Origin of the sequence: Veillonella sp., from assembly GCF_018364065.1 — a bacterium.
Lineage (GTDB): Bacteria > Bacillota > Negativicutes > Veillonellales > Veillonellaceae > Veillonella_A.
Genome location: NZ_JAGZMO010000002.1, coordinates 109868 through 131488, shown reverse-complemented (window position 1 = coordinate 131488; position 21621 = coordinate 109868). Strand labels below are relative to the sequence as shown.

General features: G+C 42.1%; 18 protein-coding genes. 11 read left to right on the top strand and 7 right to left on the bottom strand.

Features of this window, described 5'->3' with window-relative positions:
* The first annotated feature begins 64 nt into the window (after nt 1–64).
* Both eutM and KHZ77_RS02490 read left to right on the top strand, forming a co-directional pair.
* Entirely contained in the window at nt 65–346 is a 282-nt protein-coding gene (gene eutM, locus KHZ77_RS02495; RefSeq protein ID WP_295195392.1) for an ethanolamine utilization microcompartment protein EutM, read from the top strand.
* Between the two features lie 312 nt (nt 347–658).
* Nucleotides 659–1450 carry a DUF4352 domain-containing protein gene (locus KHZ77_RS02490; RefSeq protein ID WP_295195389.1) on the top strand — a complete coding sequence of 264 codons (792 nt, stop codon included), beginning with the start codon at nt 659–661 and terminating at the stop codon, nt 1448–1450.
* A 79-nt stretch (nt 1451–1529) separates the two neighbouring features.
* On the opposite strand, the gene KHZ77_RS02485 is transcribed toward KHZ77_RS02490, so the two are convergent.
* The 6 genes from KHZ77_RS02485 to KHZ77_RS02460 all read right to left on the bottom strand — a co-directional run bounded on the left by KHZ77_RS02485 (nt 1530) and on the right by KHZ77_RS02460 (nt 7556).
* Nucleotides 1530–3317 carry an ATP-binding protein gene (locus KHZ77_RS02485; RefSeq protein WP_295195387.1) on the bottom strand — a complete coding sequence of 596 codons (1788 nt, stop codon included), beginning with the start codon at nt 3315–3317 and terminating at the stop codon, nt 1530–1532.
* Nucleotides 3314–4012, bottom strand: a complete 699-nt coding sequence (locus KHZ77_RS02480) for a response regulator transcription factor (RefSeq protein WP_295195385.1) — start codon at nt 4010–4012, stop codon at nt 3314–3316. The genes KHZ77_RS02485 and KHZ77_RS02480 overlap by 4 nt, the downstream gene beginning before the upstream one ends.
* Nucleotides 4013–4038: 26 nt before the next feature.
* Nucleotides 4039–4812 (bottom strand): phosphate ABC transporter ATP-binding protein PstB, encoded by a 774-nt coding sequence (gene pstB / locus KHZ77_RS02475; RefSeq protein WP_295195772.1) that lies wholly within the window; start codon nt 4810–4812, stop codon nt 4039–4041.
* Nucleotides 4813–4877: 65 nt separating this feature from the next.
* A complete protein-coding gene (gene pstA / locus KHZ77_RS02470; RefSeq protein WP_295195383.1) occupies nt 4878–5780 on the bottom strand; it encodes a phosphate ABC transporter permease PstA in 903 nt (300 codons plus the stop codon).
* On the bottom strand, nt 5767–6675 hold the full coding sequence (pstC, locus tag KHZ77_RS02465; RefSeq protein ID WP_295195378.1) for a phosphate ABC transporter permease subunit PstC: 909 nt from the start codon (nt 6673–6675) through the stop codon (nt 5767–5769). The genes pstA and pstC overlap by 14 nt, the downstream gene beginning before the upstream one ends.
* 2 nt (nt 6676–6677) lie before the next feature.
* Nucleotides 6678–7556 carry a phosphate ABC transporter substrate-binding protein gene (locus KHZ77_RS02460; protein ID WP_295195376.1) on the bottom strand — a complete coding sequence of 293 codons (879 nt, stop codon included), beginning with the start codon at nt 7554–7556 and terminating at the stop codon, nt 6678–6680.
* 823 nt (nt 7557–8379) lie between these two features.
* Here KHZ77_RS02460 and alr point away from each other — a divergent pair.
* The 8 genes from alr to KHZ77_RS02420 all read left to right on the top strand — a co-directional run bounded on the left by alr (nt 8380) and on the right by KHZ77_RS02420 (nt 18582).
* Nucleotides 8380–9489, top strand: a complete 1110-nt coding sequence (alr, locus tag KHZ77_RS02455; protein ID WP_295195371.1) for an alanine racemase — start codon at nt 8380–8382, stop codon at nt 9487–9489.
* Nucleotides 9490–9992: 503 nt separating this feature from the next.
* Complete coding sequence (locus tag KHZ77_RS02450) at nt 9993–10772, top strand: SDR family oxidoreductase (protein ID WP_295195369.1); 780 nt, start codon at nt 9993–9995, stop codon at nt 10770–10772.
* 19 nt (nt 10773–10791) lie between these two features.
* The gene (fucP, locus tag KHZ77_RS02445; protein WP_295195367.1) at nt 10792–12039 is read left to right on the top strand and encodes an L-fucose:H+ symporter permease; all 1248 of its coding nucleotides are present in this window, start codon (nt 10792–10794) and stop codon (nt 12037–12039) included.
* A gap of 18 nt (nt 12040–12057) precedes the next feature.
* On the top strand, nt 12058–13170 hold the full coding sequence (locus tag KHZ77_RS02440; protein ID WP_295195361.1) for an L-rhamnose mutarotase: 1113 nt from the start codon (nt 12058–12060) through the stop codon (nt 13168–13170).
* A gap of 17 nt (nt 13171–13187) precedes the next feature.
* The gene (locus tag KHZ77_RS02435) at nt 13188–14087 is read left to right on the top strand and encodes a dihydrodipicolinate synthase family protein (protein WP_295195358.1); all 900 of its coding nucleotides are present in this window, start codon (nt 13188–13190) and stop codon (nt 14085–14087) included.
* 91 nt (nt 14088–14178) lie between these two features.
* A complete protein-coding gene (gene fucO, locus KHZ77_RS02430) occupies nt 14179–15330 on the top strand; it encodes a lactaldehyde reductase (RefSeq protein WP_295195354.1) in 1152 nt (383 codons plus the stop codon).
* 753 nt (nt 15331–16083) lie between these two features.
* Entirely contained in the window at nt 16084–17490 is a 1407-nt protein-coding gene (locus tag KHZ77_RS02425) for an MFS transporter (protein ID WP_295195351.1), read from the top strand.
* A 132-nt stretch (nt 17491–17622) separates the two neighbouring features.
* Nucleotides 17623–18582: a D-glycerate dehydrogenase gene (locus KHZ77_RS02420; protein ID WP_295195348.1), complete on the top strand. Its 960-nt coding sequence runs from the start codon at nt 17623–17625 to the stop codon at nt 18580–18582.
* A gap of 63 nt (nt 18583–18645) precedes the next feature.
* On the opposite strand, the gene KHZ77_RS02415 is transcribed toward KHZ77_RS02420, so the two are convergent.
* Nucleotides 18646–19614, bottom strand: coding sequence for an aldo/keto reductase (locus KHZ77_RS02415; protein WP_295195346.1), 969 nt, complete (start codon nt 19612–19614; stop codon nt 18646–18648).
* 538 nt (nt 19615–20152) lie between these two features.
* Here KHZ77_RS02415 and KHZ77_RS02410 point away from each other — a divergent pair.
* Nucleotides 20153–21427, top strand: a complete 1275-nt coding sequence (locus KHZ77_RS02410; protein ID WP_295195343.1) for an MFS transporter — start codon at nt 20153–20155, stop codon at nt 21425–21427.
* Nucleotides 21428–21621: the final 194 nt, after the last annotated feature.

The following is a 21621-nucleotide window of genomic DNA, read 5'->3' as shown; positions in this document are numbered from 1 at the left end:
TATAAATTTGTTTTAAAGAAATTAACTATAGTTCTATGTAGTCATTTTATAGGAGGTATTTATTATGAAGAACGAAGCATTAGGTTTAGTGGAAACTAAAGGTTTAGTAGGCTCTATCGAAGCAGCTGACGCAATGGTAAAAGCAGCTAACGTTTATTTAATCGGTAAAGAAACTATCGGTGGTGGTTTCGTGACTGTTATGGTTCGTGGTGACGTAGGCGCTGTTAAAGCAGCTACTGATGCCGGTGCCGCTGCAGCTCAACGCGTAGGCGAATTAGTTTCTGTACACGTAATTCCTCGTCCACACACTGACGTTGAATTAATTCTTCCTCAAGTTGAAGGCTAATACGTTTAATAATCTATACGAATGAACTGCTGCAAGCTTATTTGAGTAAGTAGTCTAAAAGCGGTATCGCCAAGGCGATACCGCTTTTTGTTATATAGATTATGAAGTTTTTTCGAATAGAGCATTAAGTTCTTTTAGAATAGAGTCTAAGTTCTTTGCGAATGGAGTTTAAGCTCCTTTAGAACAGAAATATGCAAGCTCAGTGGTTTGTGGATAAGAGCCTCTTGTTCATCATCAAAAAAGAGGAATTTCACACTCAAAAATCGAATGTGTATTATATGGTATTTGCTTTTTGGTATAAGGAGTGTTTGTATGAACAAGAAAAAGTTGTTGTTAGGGATGTTGTTGGTAGGTAGTGTGATTCTGTTTACCGGTTGTAAGTCGAATGTAACTGACAAACCGTTGACGATGCATTTTGGGGATACTGTGAGAGAGGTTACTTACACAGGTGAATTCGAAAATGATGCACCTAACGGCAAAGGGACGATTAAAGGCACAAACTCCGCCGGCACTAATTGGGTTTACGAAGGGGAAGTCAAAGACGGTAAAATGGATGGTAAGGGGAAAACGACTTGGGCCACCGGACTTGCTCAGGAAGGTACCTATAAGGATAATTATATTGTAGAAGGTAAAATTACTAGTAATGGGAAGGTTTTATATGAAGGAAAGATTGATCATGGCATTCCAGATAAGCCAATGACTCCAATCGGACAATTCACTTCCTATGCGGATTGGGACTATAAGGTAGATAGTAAGACGAATGTTAACACCATTGGAAATGATGCGGCACAGCAATCATTCCTTATTTTGCGCATGTCTATAAAAAATAACGGCAGCACGCCACGACAATTTGCTGATGCGCAAGGTAAATTTGTTTTATTCGATAATAAAGGTCGTCAGTTTGCCCAAGATGATGAGGCTATGTTGGCAGCACGACTCATAGGCAGTTATTCATCTAACTGGTATTTAGATAAATTTAATCCCGGTGCCACAGGCGATGTCGTGTTAATCTTTGATGTACCGAAAGACGCTGCGGGCTTGAAGTTATTACCTGTAAAAGGTGTATATAAAGCTGATGCCATTGATATCGGAACGGCACAATAATAGGTTATAATAGGACACAAAAACTCCCCAGAGCAAATGCTATGGGGAGTTTTTAGTTGAATTTTGTTCAGTTTTACGGTCAGCCTTTTTGCTCAATTACCCGATTTTTACCAGGTAAGGAGATGGCAGATTGGCTGCGCTTCTTTTCTTTTTCCTTGGCTATGTCTTCGTTCAGTGTGTTTTTGAACCTCAAGGTGAAGGTACTGCCTTCGCCCGGTTCGCTTGTCACTGATACGGAGCCCTGATGGATTTCCATGATGTGTTTGATAAGGGCTAAGCCGAGGCCGCTGCCTTCGCGTTTGCTGTTGCGACTTGGATCGGCCTGATAGAAGCGTTCAAAGATACGGGAATGCTTGTCTTTGGCAATGCCGATACCTTCGTCAGTTACAGTCACCGTAGTCGTTAAATCATTGGTCGAAATATTCACCGTAATGTGATTATCGATACCACGACTGAATTTAATCGCATTGTCGAAGAGATTAATAAATACTTCTTCCACCAGCTTTGTTGATAACGGCAGGCTCACATCTTTGCCTGTTAAGGAGAACGTAATGTTCTTTCCTTGACGCTTTGTTTCCAGAAGCTGCCATGCCACATGAATGATATGGCGTATGGATGCGTTTTCAAAGGTAATTTCAGAGTCTTCATCTTCAATGCGGGACAGCTTTAAAATCGTATTGATTAAATCCTGCATATGAAGGGCTGCGCGATGAATGTAACCGCCCAGCTCGGTGGCGTCATCTTTCGAAGAGTACATGCCGTTAGCTAAGATTTCTGAATAGCCGCTAATGGTTGTAAGCGGTGTTTTCAATTCATGGGAAACATTGGATGTAAATTCGTGACGGCGTTGCTGCTCCAAGTAGGATTGTGTAATATCGGAGATGATAATCAACAAGCGACCCTTGTAGCGGTCATCTTCCGTAATGTGGAAGAACACGTGGAAATATTGACCGTCCCGTTGGAAAATATAGTCGCCGCCCACATGTTTGTTGAGGGCATTGATTACATGTTCACGCCATTCTTTATCGTCCGATAAGAGAAGTAATGGTTCGCCATGTAAGGATGTTTTCGTATTTAAAAACTCTTTCACATGTTCGTTATAAACGATAATGGTGCCGTCCAGTTCTGCCAGGAGCAAACCGTCGTTCATTTCTTCCATAATGGACCGGAGCGTGTTCTTTTCGCCGCGCAGGCGCAAGATCATGGTTTCCAGTTCTTCTTTCTGGAATGACAGACGAGACAGAAGCGGTGTAATTTCGTTGTACGCTTCATCAATAACCGGCTGCGTATCACTGTTGGATGTCCAGGCTTTTACGATTTCCTCAATCGGATAAATGGCCTCAGAGGTCCATCTTCGAGCGATAAGGTAACAACCGGCGGAGAAGATGAGGAACAGGGCTATAAAGCCCGGAGCGGCATCGAAAATAACCTTATATACGGTAGACCCGTTACGGGAAATTCGCAAAATGGAATTGTCCGGTAAGCGCAAGGCCTCGTAATAGCTGATGGTATTTAATGTGGAGGAGTCGCGAATATCGCTACCTTCGCCGTGAAGGATGGCCTCCTTAATTTCAGGTCGGTCCAAATGGTTTCCCATTTCTTCCGGATCCGACACATTGTCATAGAGCACGCGACCGTCGAACGAAATCCAGGTAATGCGCAATGTGTTGCCGGTGGACTTAGTGATTGTCTCCAAGTGCTCTTTGTCGATAGTGCCTGTGGCGGCAATGATTTTACTTTCTGTGTAGAGTACGTTTTTAAAGTCTTCCTTCCAGCTGTTGTAGAACAGATAGCTCAGAATAACAGTACTGAACACGAGACTCATCATGCCAAGACCGAACAGGGCTCGGAAAAATTTTTGTCTCATACTTTTGTCTCCCAACGATAACCGACGCCGCGGACAGTTTTCAAATGCTTACCGGAAGAGCCCAGTTGTTGGCGCAATGTTACGATATGCATATCCACTGTACGAGATTCGCCCTCATAGGAGAAGCCCCATACGACTTCCATGATGCGTTCACGGGAAAGGGCGATGCCAGGATTTTCCATGAAAAACAGGAGAAGTTCGTATTCTTTTAAGGTGAGGGGAATCACATTGCCGTCGATGGTAACGAGGCGACTGCTTTGGTCCAGCACAAGATTGTCACAACGTAACGTTTTACTTTGGGAGACGGAATGAACATGAGAACGGCGCAATACGGCTCTGATACGCGATACCAGTTCCACAACGCCGAAAGGTTTAGAAATGTAGTCATCAGCACCGTTATCAAGGCCTTGTACAATGTCAATCTCCGAGGTCTTAGCGGTGAGCATGATAATAGGCAGGTCTTTCATTGCCGGATTTTGACGAAGTTTCTTGAGGATGGCCAGGCCATCTTCGCCTTCGAGCATGATGTCCAGTAATATAAGTTGAGGCCGGCGCGCTTCGATGGCTTCCCAGAAGGGCTCGCTCGATTCGAAGGTGCCGACCTCAAATCCCTGCCCTTTCAGTACGTACGAGATGAGGCCGCGAATGCTCTCCTCATCTTCAACACAGTAGATTAAGGGTGGGGTGGATTTCATTTTTAGCTCCTTTGTTTAATGGCAGATCAACCAAAACGACCGTTAATATAGTCAGCTGTTTTTGGTTGGTTTGGATCGCTGAAAATAATCTTTGTCTTATTATATTCTATCAAATCTCCCATTAAGAAGAAAGCTGTTTTATCAGAAATACGTGCTGCTTGTTGCATGTTGTGTGTAACGATTACGATTGTGTATTTTTCCTTTAATTCCAATGCTAATTCTTCGATTTTTGCAGTGGAGATAGGGTCAAGAGCACTTGTAGGTTCGTCCATGAGGATAACTTCAGGTTTAGTAGCTAATGTACGAGCGATACATAAACGCTGTTGTTGACCACCGGACAAGCTTACAGCACTTTTCTTCAAGCGGTCTTTTACTTCACCCCATAAGGATGCACGAATAAGACTTTCTTCAACAATTTGATCAAGTTCCGATTTGTTAGTGATGCCTTGTAAACGTGGGCCGAAGGCTACGTTGTCATAAAGGCTTTGAGGGAACGGATTTGGCTGTTGGAATACCATGCCTACACGGTGACGAAGAACGATTGGTTCGATGTCTTTGTAGATGTCTTCGCCTTCAAGAGCGATGCGACCTTTTACAGTGATGTCGCCTTCCAAGTCATTCATACGGTTTAAAATACGTAAGAATGTGGATTTACCGCAACCGGATGGACCGATAAGAGCGGTGATTTCATTCTTTTTAATTTCCATGTTGATGTTTTTCAACGCATGGAATGTACCGTAGAAGAAGTCAAGATTTTCTACAGTAAATGCATTTGCTAAGCTTTCCTGAGCAACAGCCATAGGTTGCGCTACACTGACAGATTGCGGATTTGCAAGTGCAGGATTAGTTGCATTAGTGATTTCCATTATTTAGTATCTCCTAGATTTTTACTATTTAGATAACGACTCAAAGCACGTGCTCCAATACTGAAGGATAAAACAAGTATTAAGAGTAACAAGGCACTCAAGTTTGCCATGGCACTCGCATGAGGATCAAGAGACTCACTGCGGGATGCCCAGATTTGTAAGGATAAAGTTTCACCGGAACGGAATGGGTTCAACGCATTTGTTGGAGATGTGATGTCCATGTTGTTCCAGTTGATGTCGGTACTCATACCGGCGGTAAACATAAGAGCAGCGGCTTCACCGAATACACGGCCGGCGGCCAAGATGATACCGGTGATGATTGCAGGGAATGCTGCAGGGATTAAAACGCGGCTGATTGTTTGCCATTTTGTAGCACCTAAGCCATAAGCACCTTTAGAATAAGAAGCAGGCAGTGCACGGAGCGCATCTTCGGTGATAGTTGCGATTAACGGTAATGTAAGAATGGATACAGTTAATGCACCGGCGAAGAGGTTCCATTGGGAGTTGGTCATGATGATGAACACCAAGTAACCGAACAAACCAACTACGATGGATGGTAAAGAAGAAAGTGTTTCGATAGCGATACGAAGAACTTTTTGGCTCTTACCGTTGGTAGCGTATTCGGCCATGTAGATGCCGGCGCCGATACCGAGAGGTACAGAGATAAGTAAGGCTAAGAACACAAGATACACAGTGTTGAATAACTGGTTGCCAATCCCTGTAGGAGAGAACTCCAACATGTTAGGATGGAAATCGCTGAGGGCTGACCAAGCGATATAACCGATGAAGGAAACCAGAAGAAGTAGGGTTGCGCCTGCTAATAAGTGAAGTGAAAGTGTTACTAAACGATCACTTGAAAGAGCCCGACGGCGCGGTGCTGGAATTGCTTTACTTGCTTGCAAGAGATGCCCCTCCTCTGTGTGAAATGTAACGAATTAATAAGATGAAGAATAAGGAGATGATGAATAGCAAGAGTGCCATTGACCAAAGAGCGAAGTTGTATTCGCTGCCTTCCATTGTACCGCCCATGTCCGCTGCGATAGCGCCGGTTAAGTTAACCGTTGGATCTAAGAGGGAAGTAGGTAAGGCTTTCATCTTACCGATAACCATGGCAACCGCCAAGGCTTCGCCGAACGCACGAGCCAGGCCTAATACGATGCCTGCCAAGATACCGTTCTTAGCGATAGGAAGTACGATTTTGTGAATTACTTCCCAGCGAGTAGCACCTAAGCCATAAGCGCCTTGACGATATGTTTTAGGTACTGCATTAAGTGCGTTCATTGTAACCGACGTAATAGTCGGGAAAATCATGATTGCAAGTACGATCGATGCGGCTAATACAGAGAAACCGCTATCGGACGCTGTGTGACGTTGAATGAATGGTACTAAGATCGTAAGACCTAACCAACCGTAGATGATGGAAGGAATACCTACGAAGATTTCAATAACCGGCTGCCAGAAACGACGACCTAAGGAAGGTGTAATTTCCGCCATGTAAACGGCAAGGCCGATACTAACCGGAGTGGCCATAAGAAGTGCAAGGCCGCAAGTGATAAGAGAACCAACGATGAAGATTGCAGAACCTACTTGGCCGCCGCCTTCCAATGTATCGTTAGGTTTGAAGTTTGTGCTGAATAAGAATTCAGAGATGCTGTGACCGTAAGTGGTGAATGTGCCTGTACCGCGATAGATTAGGAAAACACCTATTGCTACGGTAAGAAGGAGCAGACAAAAGCCTGCTCCTTGAATCACATAGCGCCAAATTCGATCATTTCGAAGTGTGCTTTGTATGTTCATTCTTATTTCCCCGTTTTAATCTTAGAAGCTATACCGTAGCCTTTTTGTTCGAGGATTTTACCGAATTCGTCGGACATGATGAAGTCAAGGTATGCTTTTTGAACTGCGTCTGGTTGACCTTTAGTGTACATGTGTTCGTAACCCCAAACTTTGTAAGTACCGTTGTAGGTATTTTCAAGGGATGGTGCAACGCCATCGATGGACATAGGAGCAACGCTTGTGTTATTTAACAAGTATGGAAGAGCTACATAACCAATAGCACCTGGTGTGTTGGAGATACTTTGGATAAGAGCACCGGAATCGTCAGTTTCAAGAGATTTGTTGGAAACTTCCTGGTTGTTGTTCAAAGCGAACTCAGTGAAGAGAGCGCGAGTACCGGATGTGCTAGGACGAGTTACAAGAACTACGTTAGTGTCAGCACCGCCAACTTCTTTCCAGTTAGTTATTTTACCAGTGAAAATGTCGATTAACTGTTGTTGAGTTAAGTTAGTAACGCCAACGTTTTTGTTAGCTACAGCTGCTACAGTTACAACAGCTACTTTGTGGTCAACAAGTTCTGCAGCTTTTTCTTTAGGTAATTTTGTTTCAGCTGCTACGTCGGAGTTACCGATGTTTACAGTGCCGTCAGAAACTTGTTTTAAGCCTGTACCGGAACCACCGCCGTTAAGTACGATCGATACATCAGGATGCTTCTTCTTAAATTCAGCAGCGGCTTCTTTAGCCAATGGAAGTAAGGCAGAAGAACCAGAGGAAGTGATTGTTCCTTTTAATGCTTGTGCGGCTTGTTGATCAGAACTACCGCTGTTGCCACAACCCATTAAACCTAAGGTTAACATACCTGCCATGGCGAGAACTGTCAGTGCTTTCAAGTTAAATTTCATTTGTGTAATGCCTCCTGTTAAATTGTGTGAAGTAAAATCCTTAACTTGTGCACTTAGTATACACAATCTTTGTAAAGTTTCTACTGAGTACATTGTAAAAATTTTGTAAAATAACCTTGTAGAGCCTTATGGCATAAGACATTTTCACATATCGCATAGATGGGCGATGGCAATAATTAATTAAATTTAAAATAAATCAAGAAAAAATAGGCGAAACTGTCAAAAAATGCTTTAAAATGCTTATTTTAGGGGTGGGCGAATAGATGTACCGATAGGGTCGGGGAAAATCCCTTGTGCGTTTGAGGTGGACGTTCGAAAATTTTAATAGAGTCACAAAATCAAGTAAACATGCCCTTAAGAGGGTATATAGGGTACTTATCATGTTGTGTAAAATGAGAAATCAATGATACATATAACAGATTAATAAAAATAGATATGGCTCTTTATTAAGGTTATATATATTAGGGTAATTGCTAATAAGCAAATTTTGCCAGAAATTCGATTAACTTGCTCATCTATGATTTGAATGAAATTTTATTCATGTGGATCCCTACATAAATTTCCCTATATAATACTATTAAAGGAGAGAAGAAAATATTTAATCTTAATCCTCACAGGAAAAGGATTTGTGCTATAATATGAAAAGAATTTAAGGTCGCATTAGAAATGTAAAGAAAGAAGCAGTTTAGCACTACAAAAGTAAAGAGTACGTGGAACTGCTTTTAACGGATATTTCAAAATGCGCTTACAACGAACTTAAAAGCGAACCGCACCCCGGTCAGGGCGTAGCCGACTATGGGGCCGTTTAGGAGGACGTTAGATCATGAGACCTACACATTTACAAATAGATACGGCAATTTTGCGCGAAAACTTGCGCCGCATTAAGGACAGTTTACCGGAATGGAGTACGGCGACAGCTGTCATTAAAGCGAACGGATATGGACATGGCAGTGTTATGGTGGGACGTATCGCCATGGAAGAAGGCTATGAATCATTGGCGGTGGCTTTCCCGGAAGAAGCGTTGCCTCTTCGCCGTGCCGGTATTAGCTTGCCGATTTATTTGTTGGGGATTACCTTGCCACAGTCATTCGACTTAATAGTGGAGGGACATTCTATTCCCGCCGTTTGTGAATCTACCGATTTAGAAGCGCTTGAAGCTTGCGCCGCACGCCATGATGTGACGATTGATTGCGCTATCGCAGTTGATACGGGGATGCATCGCATCGGGATTCATCCGGACCAGGCTCTGGACTTCATGGCAAAAGTGGAAAGTCATCCACATCTTCGTGTGGACGGATTCTTTTCGCATATGGCCAGTGCGGACTCCGCCGATAAAACCAGCGCCCATAAGCAAACAGAAGCATTTCGCCATATGGTGGAAATGGTGCGGGCTCATCGCTCGGAACCGTTCCGTTTCTCCATGGCTAACAGTGCAGGCCTTTTAGCAGTTAAAGACAGCCTTTTCACCGATGCTCGTCCGGGGATTATTCAATACGGCATTATGCCGTCGCTGGATGTGCCGAATCGCTTGGGGCTTCGCCCTGCCTTAAGTCTTCATAGTAAAGTCGTTCATGTGCAGCATTTAAAATCGGGCGAACGAATCGGTTACGGTGGAACGTATATGACAAATCGCGTTACTACCATTGCAACAATCCCGGTCGGCTACGCTGACGGATATCCGCGCAGCCTTTCAAACCGTGGAGCCGTTTTAATTCACGGCAAGCGCTGTCAAATTGTAGGTCGTGTTTGTATGGATCAGCTCATGGTAGCCATGCCGGAAGGTGTGCCGGTGCATCCCGGTGATGAAGTGGTACTCCTTGGCACGCAAGGTGAAGAAAGCATTACGGCCCTTGAAATCGCCACATTAGTAGGTACGATTCCTTATGAAATCTTCTGCGGATTCTCCGAACGTGTACCACGCATCTATGTCTAATACCTTCGTAATATAATGTTTAATATAAAAAGGTATTGGCGCATAACTTGGGAATATAATACCCGCATGTGAATTGAAAAAAATAAAATAGTAATATGACGTAAGAATATGTCATTGTTACAGAAAATAAAAAGCACTCATTGTTACGTATATGCGTAATAAGGAGTGCTTTATTTTGTTATAAAGTTTGCTATTTCACTTAATTAATTTTTTAAGTAACGCTTTTATAGCTAGATTATAGCTTTATAGAGTTTGTATATGGTACGCGTAATAAATTCAAAAATACGTTTACGCATATACGTAAGTCGTTGACTTATGCGAATGTTAAGTATGAGATTAAGGCATAAAGAATTACGGAAAACAATAAAAGATTCACATATACGAAATAAAGCGTCATATCTACAAAATAAGGCTTCACATCCACAATACGACAATCACATGATGTCAATAATGGGGATTTTAATTAAGTAAGGCATATATTTATTTTTTGGGAGGTAGGTATCATGGATTTACAGTTAAAAGGCAAAGTTGTTATCGTAACAGGTGGTAGCAGAGGTATTGGTGGCGGGATCACATTATCCTTAGCAAGAGAAGGTGCAATTCCTGTAATCTTAACTCGTTCCGAATTGACTGACGATTTCAAACAAGAGTTGGAAGCAATCACTACAGATTATGACTTCTATCAAATCGATTTGAATGAAGCAGACAAAATCCAGGGCATTGTTGATGAAGTAGCTGAACGTCGCGGCGGCATTTACGGCATCGTAAACAACGCAGGTGCTAACGATAACAAAGATTTGGACAACACATCCTGGCGTGAATTCGAAGAAAGTATTCATGGCAACTTGACTCATTATTATGAATTAGTACATGCGTCCATTAAATACCTTCGTGCATCCAAAGGTTCTATCTTGAACATTTCTTCTAAAACTGCATTAACAGGCCAAGGCAAAACTAGTGCATACGCAGCAGCTAAAGGCGCAATCTTAGGTCTTACTCGTGAATGGGCCGCAGCACTTCTAGAAGACGGCGTTCGCAGTAATGCCATCGTAGTCAGCGAATGCTGGACTCCACTATACGCTAACTGGATTAAAACATTTGATGATCCTGAAGCTCGTAAAGCAGTTATTACAGACAAAATTCCATTTGAACGTCGTTTCACTACCATTGAGGAAATTGCTGATACATCTGTATTCGTTTTATCGCCAAAATCCTCTCACACAACTGGTCAATGGGTATTCGTAGATGGCGGCTATGTACATCTTGATCGTGCATTAAGCTAAGCTATAGGAGGAATTGTTTATGAAAAATGCAGGTGCGGCAAATAGTCTTGTTACAAGCAGAAATATTAAAATCGCTTTCTGGCTGGTAACATCCTTGTTCTTCCTCTGGGGTTTCAGTTATGGTCTGTTAGACGTAATGAATAAAAACTTCCAGAACCATTTAGGTATTACAAAAGCAGTATCCGGTTTATTACAGGCCGCTTATTTCGGCGGATATTTCGTAATCGCTATTCCGGCTTCCATGGTAGCAACTAAGTTCGGCTACAAAGGCGGTATCATGATGGGCCTTGCAATGTATGCTATCGGTGCCTTGCTTATTATTCCGGCAAGTAATGCGCAAAGTTTCCAACTTTTCTTATTGGCATTCTTTATTATTGCTTGTGGCCTCGGCAGTTTGGAAACAAACGCGAACCCGTACATCACGAAACTGGGGCGCGATGAAGATGCGGCCTTCCGTATCAATATGGCGCAAAGTTTCAACGGTGTAGGCCAGTTCTTAGGGCCAATGGTAGGCGGCGCGCTCTTCTTATCCTTGTCTCACGGCGATGTGGAAAAAAACATGGCCAACGTACAAATGGTTTACGTAGGTATCGCAGTTGTTGTATTAGCCGTATTAGTAGCGTTCTTCGTAGCTCGTATGCCTGAAGGCGCTGAAGTTACCGGTAACACAGAACAAACATTGGACGGCGAGTCCGGTTCTTACTCCGAATTATTCCATTATCGTCATTTCCGTCTTGGCGTACTTGCTCAGTTCTTATACATTGCAGCGCAAGTAGGTGCAGGCGCATTCTTCATCAACTACTCTGTAGAACACTGGAAAGGTCTTGACGACAGCAAGGCAGCTTACTTCTTCAGTATCGCATTAGTAGCTTTCCTTCTTGGCCGTGTAGTAACTACACCAATCATGAAGAAAGTTAAAAGTAATGTAATCTTGGCTGTATACTCCTTGATTAACGCAGGTTTAATGGTAGCTTTACAGTTTGTTCACAACTTACCGGCAGTTATTGTATTATGGATTTCCTTCTTCTTCATGTCCATCAGCTTCCCAACAATCTTCGCGTTGTCTGTTGTGAAGATTCCGGACGGATTGGTTAAAAAAGCAGCCAGCTTGTTAATCATGAGTATCGTAGGTGGTGCGATCATGCCATTCTTCATGGGTTATGTAGCTGACCACTGGGGTACAGGTGCCAGCTATCTCTTGTTATTACCTTGCTTCTTATATGTAGCTTGGTATGGTTTACAAGGTGCTCTAGCCGACGAAAAATAATAAAAGGAGACGATAGACATGTTAGAAATAGTAGATTCCCACTTTCATATTTGGGACTTGGATGTACTTCGTTTACCTTGGTTAAATTCTTGTAAGGGTGTAATAAAACGGAGCTTTTCAGCGGATGATCTTGTAAAGGAATATGCAAAAGTAGGCGTCGACTTTAAAGGCGGCGTCTACGTAGAAGTAGACTGTGACGATGCGATTAAAGAAGACGAATATATCTTTACGCTCAACAGTCCGCAGATTCTGGCAAAGGTTATGCGTGCTCGTCACTTAAGTGGTCATATGCGCTTGCCTACGGGGATTGTGGGCGTGCGCGAACCACTTCATATTGAAACGTCCCCACGCGGACGCTGCTTAGAACGCAGCTTCATCGAAGGCATGGGCGTATTGGCCGAACGTGGCCTGATTTTCGAAAGTTGTAACCGCGTTGATGAATTAATGGACATTTACCAGGCGGCTGCACAGGTTCCTGAATTGAAGTTGGTTATTAATCACTGCGGTAACGTAAGTGAATTGACTGATGACTATAAAGCAGCTATGACAAAATTGGCAAGCTTGCCGAATGTATACTGTAAAGTATCCGGTTTTGCTACAGAGGACAAAACCTTCGTGAAAAACTTGCTCGATTTTATCAGCGGTACATTTGACCACGGTAAATTGCTTTATGCATCAAACTTCCCGGTAGTGGAATTGTACTCATCTTTCGCCGAGCATTTAAACGCTGTGCGTGAATACTTTGGTGACGATCAGGACATTTTCTCGAAAAACACTAAAAAATTATACAAAATTAATAAACCGCAAGTGTTTGCCAGCGTAATCAAATTACGTCCGGAAAAAGCGGAATATTATAAACAATTACATGCCGATCCATTCTCAAGCGTAAATAAAATGATTCGCGAATGCGGCATTACGCATTACCAAATCTTTAATCGTGATGACTTATTGTTCTCCGTAATGGTTTATGAAGGGGACGACTTCGATTATGATATGGCTAAAATGGCACAAGATCCGGAAACACAACGCTGGTGGCGTGAAACCGATCCTTGCCAAACCCGTATCGAAGGGGCACACAAGGATGAATGGTGGGCATCCATGGATATGGTATATGATTTGAATAAGAAATAAGTCAGGGGAGAGTATTAGTGAAAGCAAAATATATATGTCCGATTCTGACTTCGCTTAACAAAGATGAATCGGTAAACTACGATCAAATGCATGCTTTCTATGACCGTTTAATTGAAGCGGGTATGGATGGTGTGTTAGCGGGCGGCAGCGCCGGTGAATTCTACGCGTTCTCTTACGATGAAGTAAAAGAGTTGATTTTAGATGCTATTGCTTATAGCAAGGGACGTTGGGAAGTCATTGCAGGCACAGGACGTATGGTGAAAGCGGAAACTATACAGCTGCCCAATGAAATGTTAGATGCCGGTGCTGATGCGGTTATCATTGTAGGACCGTACTACAGCGCTTGCAATAGTGAAGATGTATTCGCGTATTATGATGAGGTGCTGGAGGCTGTTAAGGGGCCGGTGTACTTATACAACTATGGCGACCGTACGGGCTATGATGTAAGTGCTGAAACACTGCTCCGCCTTCGCGAGAAACATGCTAACTTGGTGGGTGTAAAAGACACGCATCCGGTTCTTCGTCATACACAACGATATATTCAAATTGTTAAGTCGAAATATCCTGATTTTAAAGTATATACAGGATATGACAACAACTGTATTCCTTCCGTTATATCCGGCGGGGACGGCTGCATCGGCGCTCTTTCCAATGTGGATGCGCCTATGTGTGCACAGGTAGTTAAGGCGTTGGGCGAAGAAAACCTGAGTGAACTGAAAGAATTACAGCGCAAAATTGACGCTTACTTTGCCTTCTACGAAGTGCATGTACCATTCAATCCGGTAATGAAATGGGCGCTCAAGGAATTGGGCATGCCTATGGAAGAATACTGCCGCGTTCCAATTCAGCCGCTTACAGCGGAGGAAAAGGCTGCGCTTGAACCGGTGGCCAATGCATTATGGCGTAATAAAAAATAAAATAACCGGTTAAGAAGGAAATACGCGGAAACAAATAGAATACTATAATTAATTCAATTTTTCGGGTTACCTAACTAGGAGGTATCGCATTATGGTTAATCGTATGGTTCTTAATGAAACGTCTTACTTTGGTTTTGGCGCCATTCAGAAGATTGTTGACGAATTGAAGGCGAAAAATCTTAAGAAAGTGTTAGTAACAACTGACAAAGATTTAATTAAATTCGAAGTAGCAACAAAAGTTACCGCTTTACTCGATAAAGCCGGCGTTGCTTATGAAATCTTTGATGAACTCAAAGCCAATCCGACAATTAAGAACGTTCAAGACGGCGTAGCAGCTTGTAAAAAAGCCGGTGCGGACTGCATCGTTGCTATCGGCGGCGGCAGTACTATCGACACTAGTAAAGCTATCGCTATTATCATGACAAACCCTGAATTCAGCGATGTTCGCAGCTTGGAAGGCGTTGCTGATACTAAAAACAAATGCTTACCAATTATTGCTGTATCCACTACTTCCGGTACAGCAGCAGAAGTTACTATTAACTATGTAATTACTGATGAAGAAAAACATCGCAAATTCGTATGCGTAGACCCTAACGATATCCCTATCGTAGCCATCGTTGACCCTGACATGTCCATGGGCATGCCTAAAGGCTTATGTGCTGCTACCGGTATGGACGCATTAGTTCATGCTGTTGAAGGCTTCATCACTAAAGGCGCTTGGGAAATGACTGACATGTTACATCTTAAAGCTATCGAAATCATTGCTCGCTCCTTACGTGATTCCGTTGCAGGCGATCCTAAAGCTCGTGAAAACATGGCATACGGTCAATACATCGCCGGCATGGGCTTCTCCAACGTAGGTCTTGGTATCGTTCACTCCATGGCACATCCATTGAGCGCTCTTTATGACGTTCCACATGGCAAAGCTTGTGCTATGATGTTAACAGCTGTATTGAAATTCAATGCACCTGCTACCGGTGAAAAATATCGCGATCTTGCAAGAGCAATGGGCGTTAAAGGCGTTGACGACATGAGCAAAGAAGAATACCAGGAAGCTGCTATCGCTGCTATTCAAAAATTAGCTGACGATGTAGAAATTCCTAGAAGCTTGTTGTCCGTAGGCGTTAAAGAAGAAGATATCGACTTCTTGGCAGAATCCGCTAAGAACGATGCTTGTACTCCTGGTAACCCACGCGACGTATCCAAAGAAGAAATTATCGGAATTTACAAATCCATTCTTTAATTCATACGATGTAATTCGGTTGATTGAAACGTCAACTGACATATCAATTAATTGAAGGCGATTCTGAGTGTTATCTATTGGAATCGATTGCCAGACAATTAATTGAAACTTAATGCAAGTTAAGTAGATGCGGCATCCCCCTTCATATATCCGAAGTGTTCTGCACTATCCTCTAAACGGATATATAAAGAAGCTACATCACCTAACTATACAAGTTAAGCAGTACCTGAGACTGGGATACCTAACCCTAACTCAAAAAAGACGATACACAATTTGCGAAAGCGAAGCGTGTATCGTCTTTTTTTTGAATAAAGAACCTGTTAATGAAGGACAGTGCATTAGCGGATCCTTTGTTCATCAATTAATCCGTCCGACTCAGAGTAAATGGAAGTCGGAGTTCCGAAAAATACATTCATTAATCATGCGCAATTTTCATAGTGAAGATTAATAGAATGAATAGATACTTCATATTGTACTCCTTTTCTTTTTATAAAAATGCGTAATCAAGAACTAAAATTTTGAAATAAATACAAACTTATATGTTACTTGTAATATATATAAGGCTTTTCAGTATATATATAATTTATTACATAAAGGTACAACATGAATGACTAAATGTAATTAGAATCTGCAAGTTATTATGATTGTAGTACGGCAATAATTGGGATGCGCCGGGGATCGACACGCGTTGCATAAGGTGATTCACGTTGACAGAGGTTTAATTTCATAGGTACTTAGGGAAGGAGTATTACAATGAGTAAAGTCGCTACGGGAAACAAAAGTGTCTCCATCAACGCAGCAGAAGCAATAGCGCAACCGGCCTCTATAGGGAAAAAGATGACACAATACAGATGGGTTGTAATGGTTGTGTTAGCGCTCGTATGGATTATTGCAAACGCGGACCGCGCAAACTTAGGTGTGGCATTGCCTTACATGAAAAAGGAATTTGCCTTGAGCAATACGGAAGCAGGTTTAATTGTTAGTTTGTTCTCATTTTCTTATGCATGTATTCAGATTCCTACAGGCTTATTTTTCCGTAAATTAAGCACAAAGGTTACTAACAAATTGTTACCTGTATTCTTATTCTTAATCTCTCTGTTTACCGGCTTAATGGGGACTACATCTTCAGTATTCTTACTTAAAATGTGGCGTGTAGGCCTCGGTTTATCGGAAGGGCCTCTAGGGATAGGATGTACGAATGCGATTAACCGCTGGTTCCCTGCAAAAGAAAAAGGTACTGTAACAGGGGTATTCATTGCAGGTTCTAAGATGGGGCCTGTGTTGGTGCCATTAATCAGTGTTGTTATTTTGGAAATGTTTGACTGGGAACACATCTTCTACTTCTTTGCAATTCCAGGTTTGATTTTAGCTATTTTGTGGAAAGTCCTCGTTACGGCAACACCGGCTGAAAGTCGCTTTGTAAACGAAGAAGAAGTTAAGTATATTGAACAATGCGAATCAGTTGAAACTAAAGAAGAAGCTAAGGAAGATGCCAAATATGCTCTTAACTTCGGTTGGTTAGATAAAATTATCAGAGCTAAACATATGGCTCCATTGAGTTCCGTTAAAGAAGTATGTACATCCTGGAGCGTATTGGCCTGTGCAATCAGTTATGGCTGCATGATCGGTATCAGCAACACATTTATGGCATGGATTCCATCCTACTTGATGGCAGTAAAAGGCTTCACATTCTTGAAAATGGGTTTCTTAGCCTCCGCCCCATTTATCGGTTCTGTAATCGGTAACTTCATTGGCGGTTTCTTATCAGACAAAGTGTTGGATAAACGTAGAAAACCAATGATGATGCTAGGTGCTATTTGTACAATCTTTACTACATTTGCATTAGTATATGCACCTAATAATACATTCTACTTAGGCCTCATGCTTACAGTGGCAGGTATTCTTATCGGTATCGGCTATGCCGGTTACACTGTATATCCAATGGGCTTAGTAAGTAAAGAAAGTTATCCATTGGCATTCGGTATTGTAAACACAGGCGGCCAATTGGGTGGTGCGCTTACACCTCTAATCGTTGGTATTATTTTGGATAAATACAGCTGGGACAGCGTATTTATTTTCTTAGCTGTAAGTTCCTTGCTTTGCTTCTTGTTACTATCTACTATTGTTGAACCACTAGTAGCAAAAAATAAAGCTTGCTAATCGATGCTTAGAATTAACAGTGGTCTTTATTTGAAGAAAGCTAAGACTCACTATAGTATAAAAGCTGCATATCCTCTGATTAATTAATGAGAGTGCAGTAAGAATAGTTGTTGAATGTGAAAGAGGTTTAGTATGACAAAGCCTAATGTATTGGTGACTTGGCCAATACCTGATGAAGCGTTGGCTTTATTGCGCACCCGTTGCGATGTAGAAGTCAATCATGAAAAATGGACAAAAGAACGTTTATTGAAAGCCGTAGAAGGCAGAGATGCCTTAGTTGTAGTGTCCGGCACTAAAATTGATGCGGATGTATGTGATGTACTGGCAAAAAAATGTAAAATCATTGCCGGTCATGGTGTAGGCTATAACAATATTGATGTGGCGGCAGCAACAAAGGTTGGTGTGTGGGCCAGCAATACACCGGATGTAGTAACTGACTCCACAGCGGATCTGGCGTTTACATTATTGTGTGCTGTGGCTCGCCGGGTTGTGGAAGCCGATCAATTTATTCGCGAAGGCAATACAGTATGGGGGCCAACTAATATGTTAGGCACTCAAATCAGCGGCAAGGTTCTTGGCGTTATCGGCGCAGGCCGTATTGGTCAGGCATTCATTGAACGGGCTAAAGGATTTAATATGGAGATCCTTTATGTAGACCATAATGACCGTGAAGAATTAAATAAAATTGGTGCTCGCCGTGTAGAAAAAGAAGAACTCCTTCAAAAAGCAGACTTTATCAGCTTGCATGTGCCATTAAATGACGGTACTAGACATTATATCGGTGCTGAAGAATTGAAGATGATGAAGAAAACGGCTATTTTAGTTAACTGTAGCCGTGGTCCTGTTGTGGATGAACAGGCTTTATATACTGCCTTAAAAGAAAAAACTATCGGTGGCGCAGGTCTTGATGTATTTGAAAAAGAACCGGAAGTTTATAAACCGCTGTTTGAGCTTAAAAACGTTATTATGACACCACATATTGGTACAAGTACAATTGAAACTCGTATTAATATGGGTGAAATGTGTGCACGGAACGTATTCGCAGCTTTAGATGGTCAAACACCTCCACAGGCTTTGAATAAAATTAAATAAGTAAAATCCTTAAGCACTTAAGAAAAATACCATGATGCAATTATGCATCATGGTATTTTTGCTTTAAGCCCGTACTACGCCCATGAGTTCATGCGGTACGTAAGGTTCCTCCAAGTAGGCAATGTCTTCGGCGGAGAGTTTTACGTTCAAAGAACCAACCGCATCGTCCAAGTATTTCGGTTTAGTTGCACCGATTAAAACGGAGGTAACGCCTTTGGCGAAGTGCCAAGCCAAGGCGATTTGTGTCATGGTAACACCGTACTTTTCAGATAATTCGTGAACGCGTTTTACGATTTCCATGTCGGAATCTTTCGTTGCGTTATATTTTCTCGCCATAATATAGTCTGTTTGGCTGCGCAGGGAATCGCTATCCCAGTCCGGACGGCACAGATGACCGGAAGCGAGTGGACTATAAGGGGTTCTGGCTACGCCCATTTGATCACAAAGGGGATTCATTTCACGTTCTTCTTCTCGGTTTAGTAAGTTGTAGTGGTTCTGCATGGAAACGAATGGTGTCCAGCCGTTGTCGCGAGCGGCCAACTGCATATCGTAGAATTGGTACGCGAACATGGCGGAGGCGCCGAGGGCTCGCACTTTACCGGCTTTCACCAAGTTGTGCAGGGCTTCCATGGTTTCTTCGATAGGCGTGGAGTAGTCGAAGCGATGAATAATATATAAATCCAAGTAGTCTGTACCTAAGCGCTTTAACGTACCTTCGATTTCGCGGTTAATGGCTTCGCGAGATAACTTGCCGTCGTTAAAATATACCTTTGAAGCGAGAATCACCTTGTCACGGGTGGTGTATTTTTTGATGGCTTTGCCTAAATACTCCTCGCTCGTTCCGGCGGAATAGGTATTGGCTGTGTCGAAGAAATTGATGCCCAGATCCAAAGCATGTTTTACCATGGCGGCGCTGTCTTCTTCTTGCAGTGTCCATTTAAACATTTCGCTGGCCGGATCGCCGAAGCTCATACAGCCCATACAAATAGGGGATACCATTAAATCACTTTTGCCGAGTTTTACATAATTCATAGAGTTGCTCCTTTTATGCAGGTTAAAATAAAAAATAAACCTGAAAGAAATGAATAGATGGCTGATTTGTATGACGGAAAAATATCATAAAAAATTTCTGTCCATCCTTTTTGTAAGTACATGTATCCTGTTGATTTCAGTGTACTATGTTTCGTTCGTCTTTGCCACAGACAGTTTTATCTGCCATATATAATTTCAGGCATGAGTAGTGAACGAATCTATCGTGACGGGACGTAAATCGTAACCTGCTTTTGAAACATAACGTTTGGCGTTATAAACTGTTCTTGATAGTGTGATTTATTTTGATTATATTTAAAAATTAATTAGATTCTATTTTGTTGAATGCAATTCTATGGCCTTTAGGAATACCCCCGTATAGCTTTTCTTTATAAATCACGCAAATCAAGGTCGACTTACTAATATCAATAAAATTAATAACTAAGTTCATCTTTTGCTGTTTTACAAGAGCAGTTTGGGTATATATAATTAGCCTCTGTAACAAGGTTTTATTAATTTATATGAGGAGATGTAATTAGCTATGGAGGCTAAGAAAGAAAAGCTTTGGACATTGCCGTTTATGTTGGATACGGTAATTAATTTGTTGGTATTTTTGATTTATTATTTATTAATTGTAATCATCGCGGTTGTAGCAAAAGATACATTACACGCTACTTCAAGCCAGGCCGGTCTCGCTGTTGGCATTTATATTATCGGCACCGTCGTGGCCCGTATTTTTGCCGGTCGCATGGTAACGACATTAGGCAGTCGTAAAGTGTTATTTGCAGGACTTTTTATTTATCTTATATCCACTGCACTTTATTTTTACATGCCAAATCTTATCGTCCTTGATACAGTTCGTTTTATCAATGGTTTCGCCTATGGTATTACATCCACGGCAACGAGTACCATCGTCGCCAGTGTTATTCCTAAATCCCGTCGCGGTGAAGGTATCAATTATTATGGATTGAGCACCAGCTTGGCTGCGGCGATCGGACCATTCTTAGGAATTTTCCTCTTATCTGAAACAAGCTTTAACTTCATTATCGGTCTTTGCGTTGTGTTGGTTGCCCTCTGCGTAGTTGGCGCCTTCATGATGAAATACGAAGAACCTGTGTTCAGTGAAGCAGTTCGCAAGGAAGAATCGGGCCGTAAAATTTCCGATTACCTGGAACCTCGCGTAAATTCCATTACATTAGTATCCATCTTAGTCGGTTTTGCGTATTCCGGTATTCTTGGTTTCATGGCGTCCTACACTCGTGAAATCAACATGGTACAAGCCGGCACCTGGTTCTTCGTAGTATATGCAGTTATTATTACCTTGACTCGTCCGTCCTTGGGGTTGTTATTTGACCGCAAAGGCGAAAACTATGTATTGTACCCTTGCTTTATTTCCCTAGCCATCGGTATTTTATTATTAGCCTATGCAACATCCGGCTGGATGATCTTGGTATCCGCCTTATTCGTAGGTCTTGGCTATGGTACTTACATGTCGAACGGCCAAGCCGTTGTTGTTAAAATGGTGCCATTCCATCGCATCGGCATTGCCACTTCTACATACTTTATTGCCCTTGATTTGGGCTTAGGTTTTGGTCCTTATGCGTTGGGCGGCATTAAAGAATTAATCGGCTTCACCAATATGTTCTTATTAACTGCAGTTGTTGCCATCGTGGCCTTCATTTGCTACCATTTCTTATATGGTCGTTTGTTGGGCACATCGGCCGATCCTGCGTTGAAAGCACAAAAAGAAGAATTGGAAATCCGCAACCAGAACGGTGAATTTGTTCCGGAACCGAGCGAAGCCTCTTTAAGCTGATAGACAGTTTGCTATAAAGTTGTTTAGCGTATTAGACATAGTATTAAATACGGTTTTTTATATGGAACAGAAAATACTAAGAAATACAGAATAAGATGTAGAAATAATACAGTATAATATACAGCAAAATACCATATAGATTTAAACATAAACTCTGATAAAAAGACCGCAGTACATGCATTTGTACTGCGGTT

Coding starts and splice junctions, on each gene's coding strand:
- eutM (WP_295195392.1), top strand. CDS start 65: ATGAAGAACGAAGCATTAGGTTTAGTGGAAACTAAAGGTTTAGTAGGC.
- KHZ77_RS02490 (WP_295195389.1), top strand. CDS start 659: ATGAACAAGAAAAAGTTGTTGTTAGGGATGTTGTTGGTAGGTAGTGTG.
- KHZ77_RS02485 (WP_295195387.1), bottom strand. CDS start 3,317: ATGAGACAAAAATTTTTCCGAGCCCTGTTCGGTCTTGGCATGATGAGT.
- KHZ77_RS02480 (WP_295195385.1), bottom strand. CDS start 4,012: ATGAAATCCACCCCACCCTTAATCTACTGTGTTGAAGATGAGGAGAGC.
- pstB (WP_295195772.1), bottom strand. CDS start 4,812: ATGGCTGTTGCTCAGGAAAGCTTAGCAAATGCATTTACTGTAGAAAAT.
- pstC (WP_295195378.1), bottom strand. CDS start 6,675: ATGAACATACAAAGCACACTTCGAAATGATCGAATTTGGCGCTATGTG.
- KHZ77_RS02460 (WP_295195376.1), bottom strand. CDS start 7,556: ATGAAATTTAACTTGAAAGCACTGACAGTTCTCGCCATGGCAGGTATG.
- alr (WP_295195371.1), top strand. CDS start 8,380: ATGAGACCTACACATTTACAAATAGATACGGCAATTTTGCGCGAAAAC.
- KHZ77_RS02450 (WP_295195369.1), top strand. CDS start 9,993: ATGGATTTACAGTTAAAAGGCAAAGTTGTTATCGTAACAGGTGGTAGC.
- fucP (WP_295195367.1), top strand. CDS start 10,792: ATGAAAAATGCAGGTGCGGCAAATAGTCTTGTTACAAGCAGAAATATT.
- KHZ77_RS02440 (WP_295195361.1), top strand. CDS start 12,058: ATGTTAGAAATAGTAGATTCCCACTTTCATATTTGGGACTTGGATGTA.
- fucO (WP_295195354.1), top strand. CDS start 14,179: ATGGTTAATCGTATGGTTCTTAATGAAACGTCTTACTTTGGTTTTGGC.
- KHZ77_RS02425 (WP_295195351.1), top strand. CDS start 16,084: ATGAGTAAAGTCGCTACGGGAAACAAAAGTGTCTCCATCAACGCAGCA.
- KHZ77_RS02420 (WP_295195348.1), top strand. CDS start 17,623: ATGACAAAGCCTAATGTATTGGTGACTTGGCCAATACCTGATGAAGCG.
- KHZ77_RS02415 (WP_295195346.1), bottom strand. CDS start 19,614: ATGAATTATGTAAAACTCGGCAAAAGTGATTTAATGGTATCCCCTATT.
- KHZ77_RS02410 (WP_295195343.1), top strand. CDS start 20,153: ATGGAGGCTAAGAAAGAAAAGCTTTGGACATTGCCGTTTATGTTGGAT.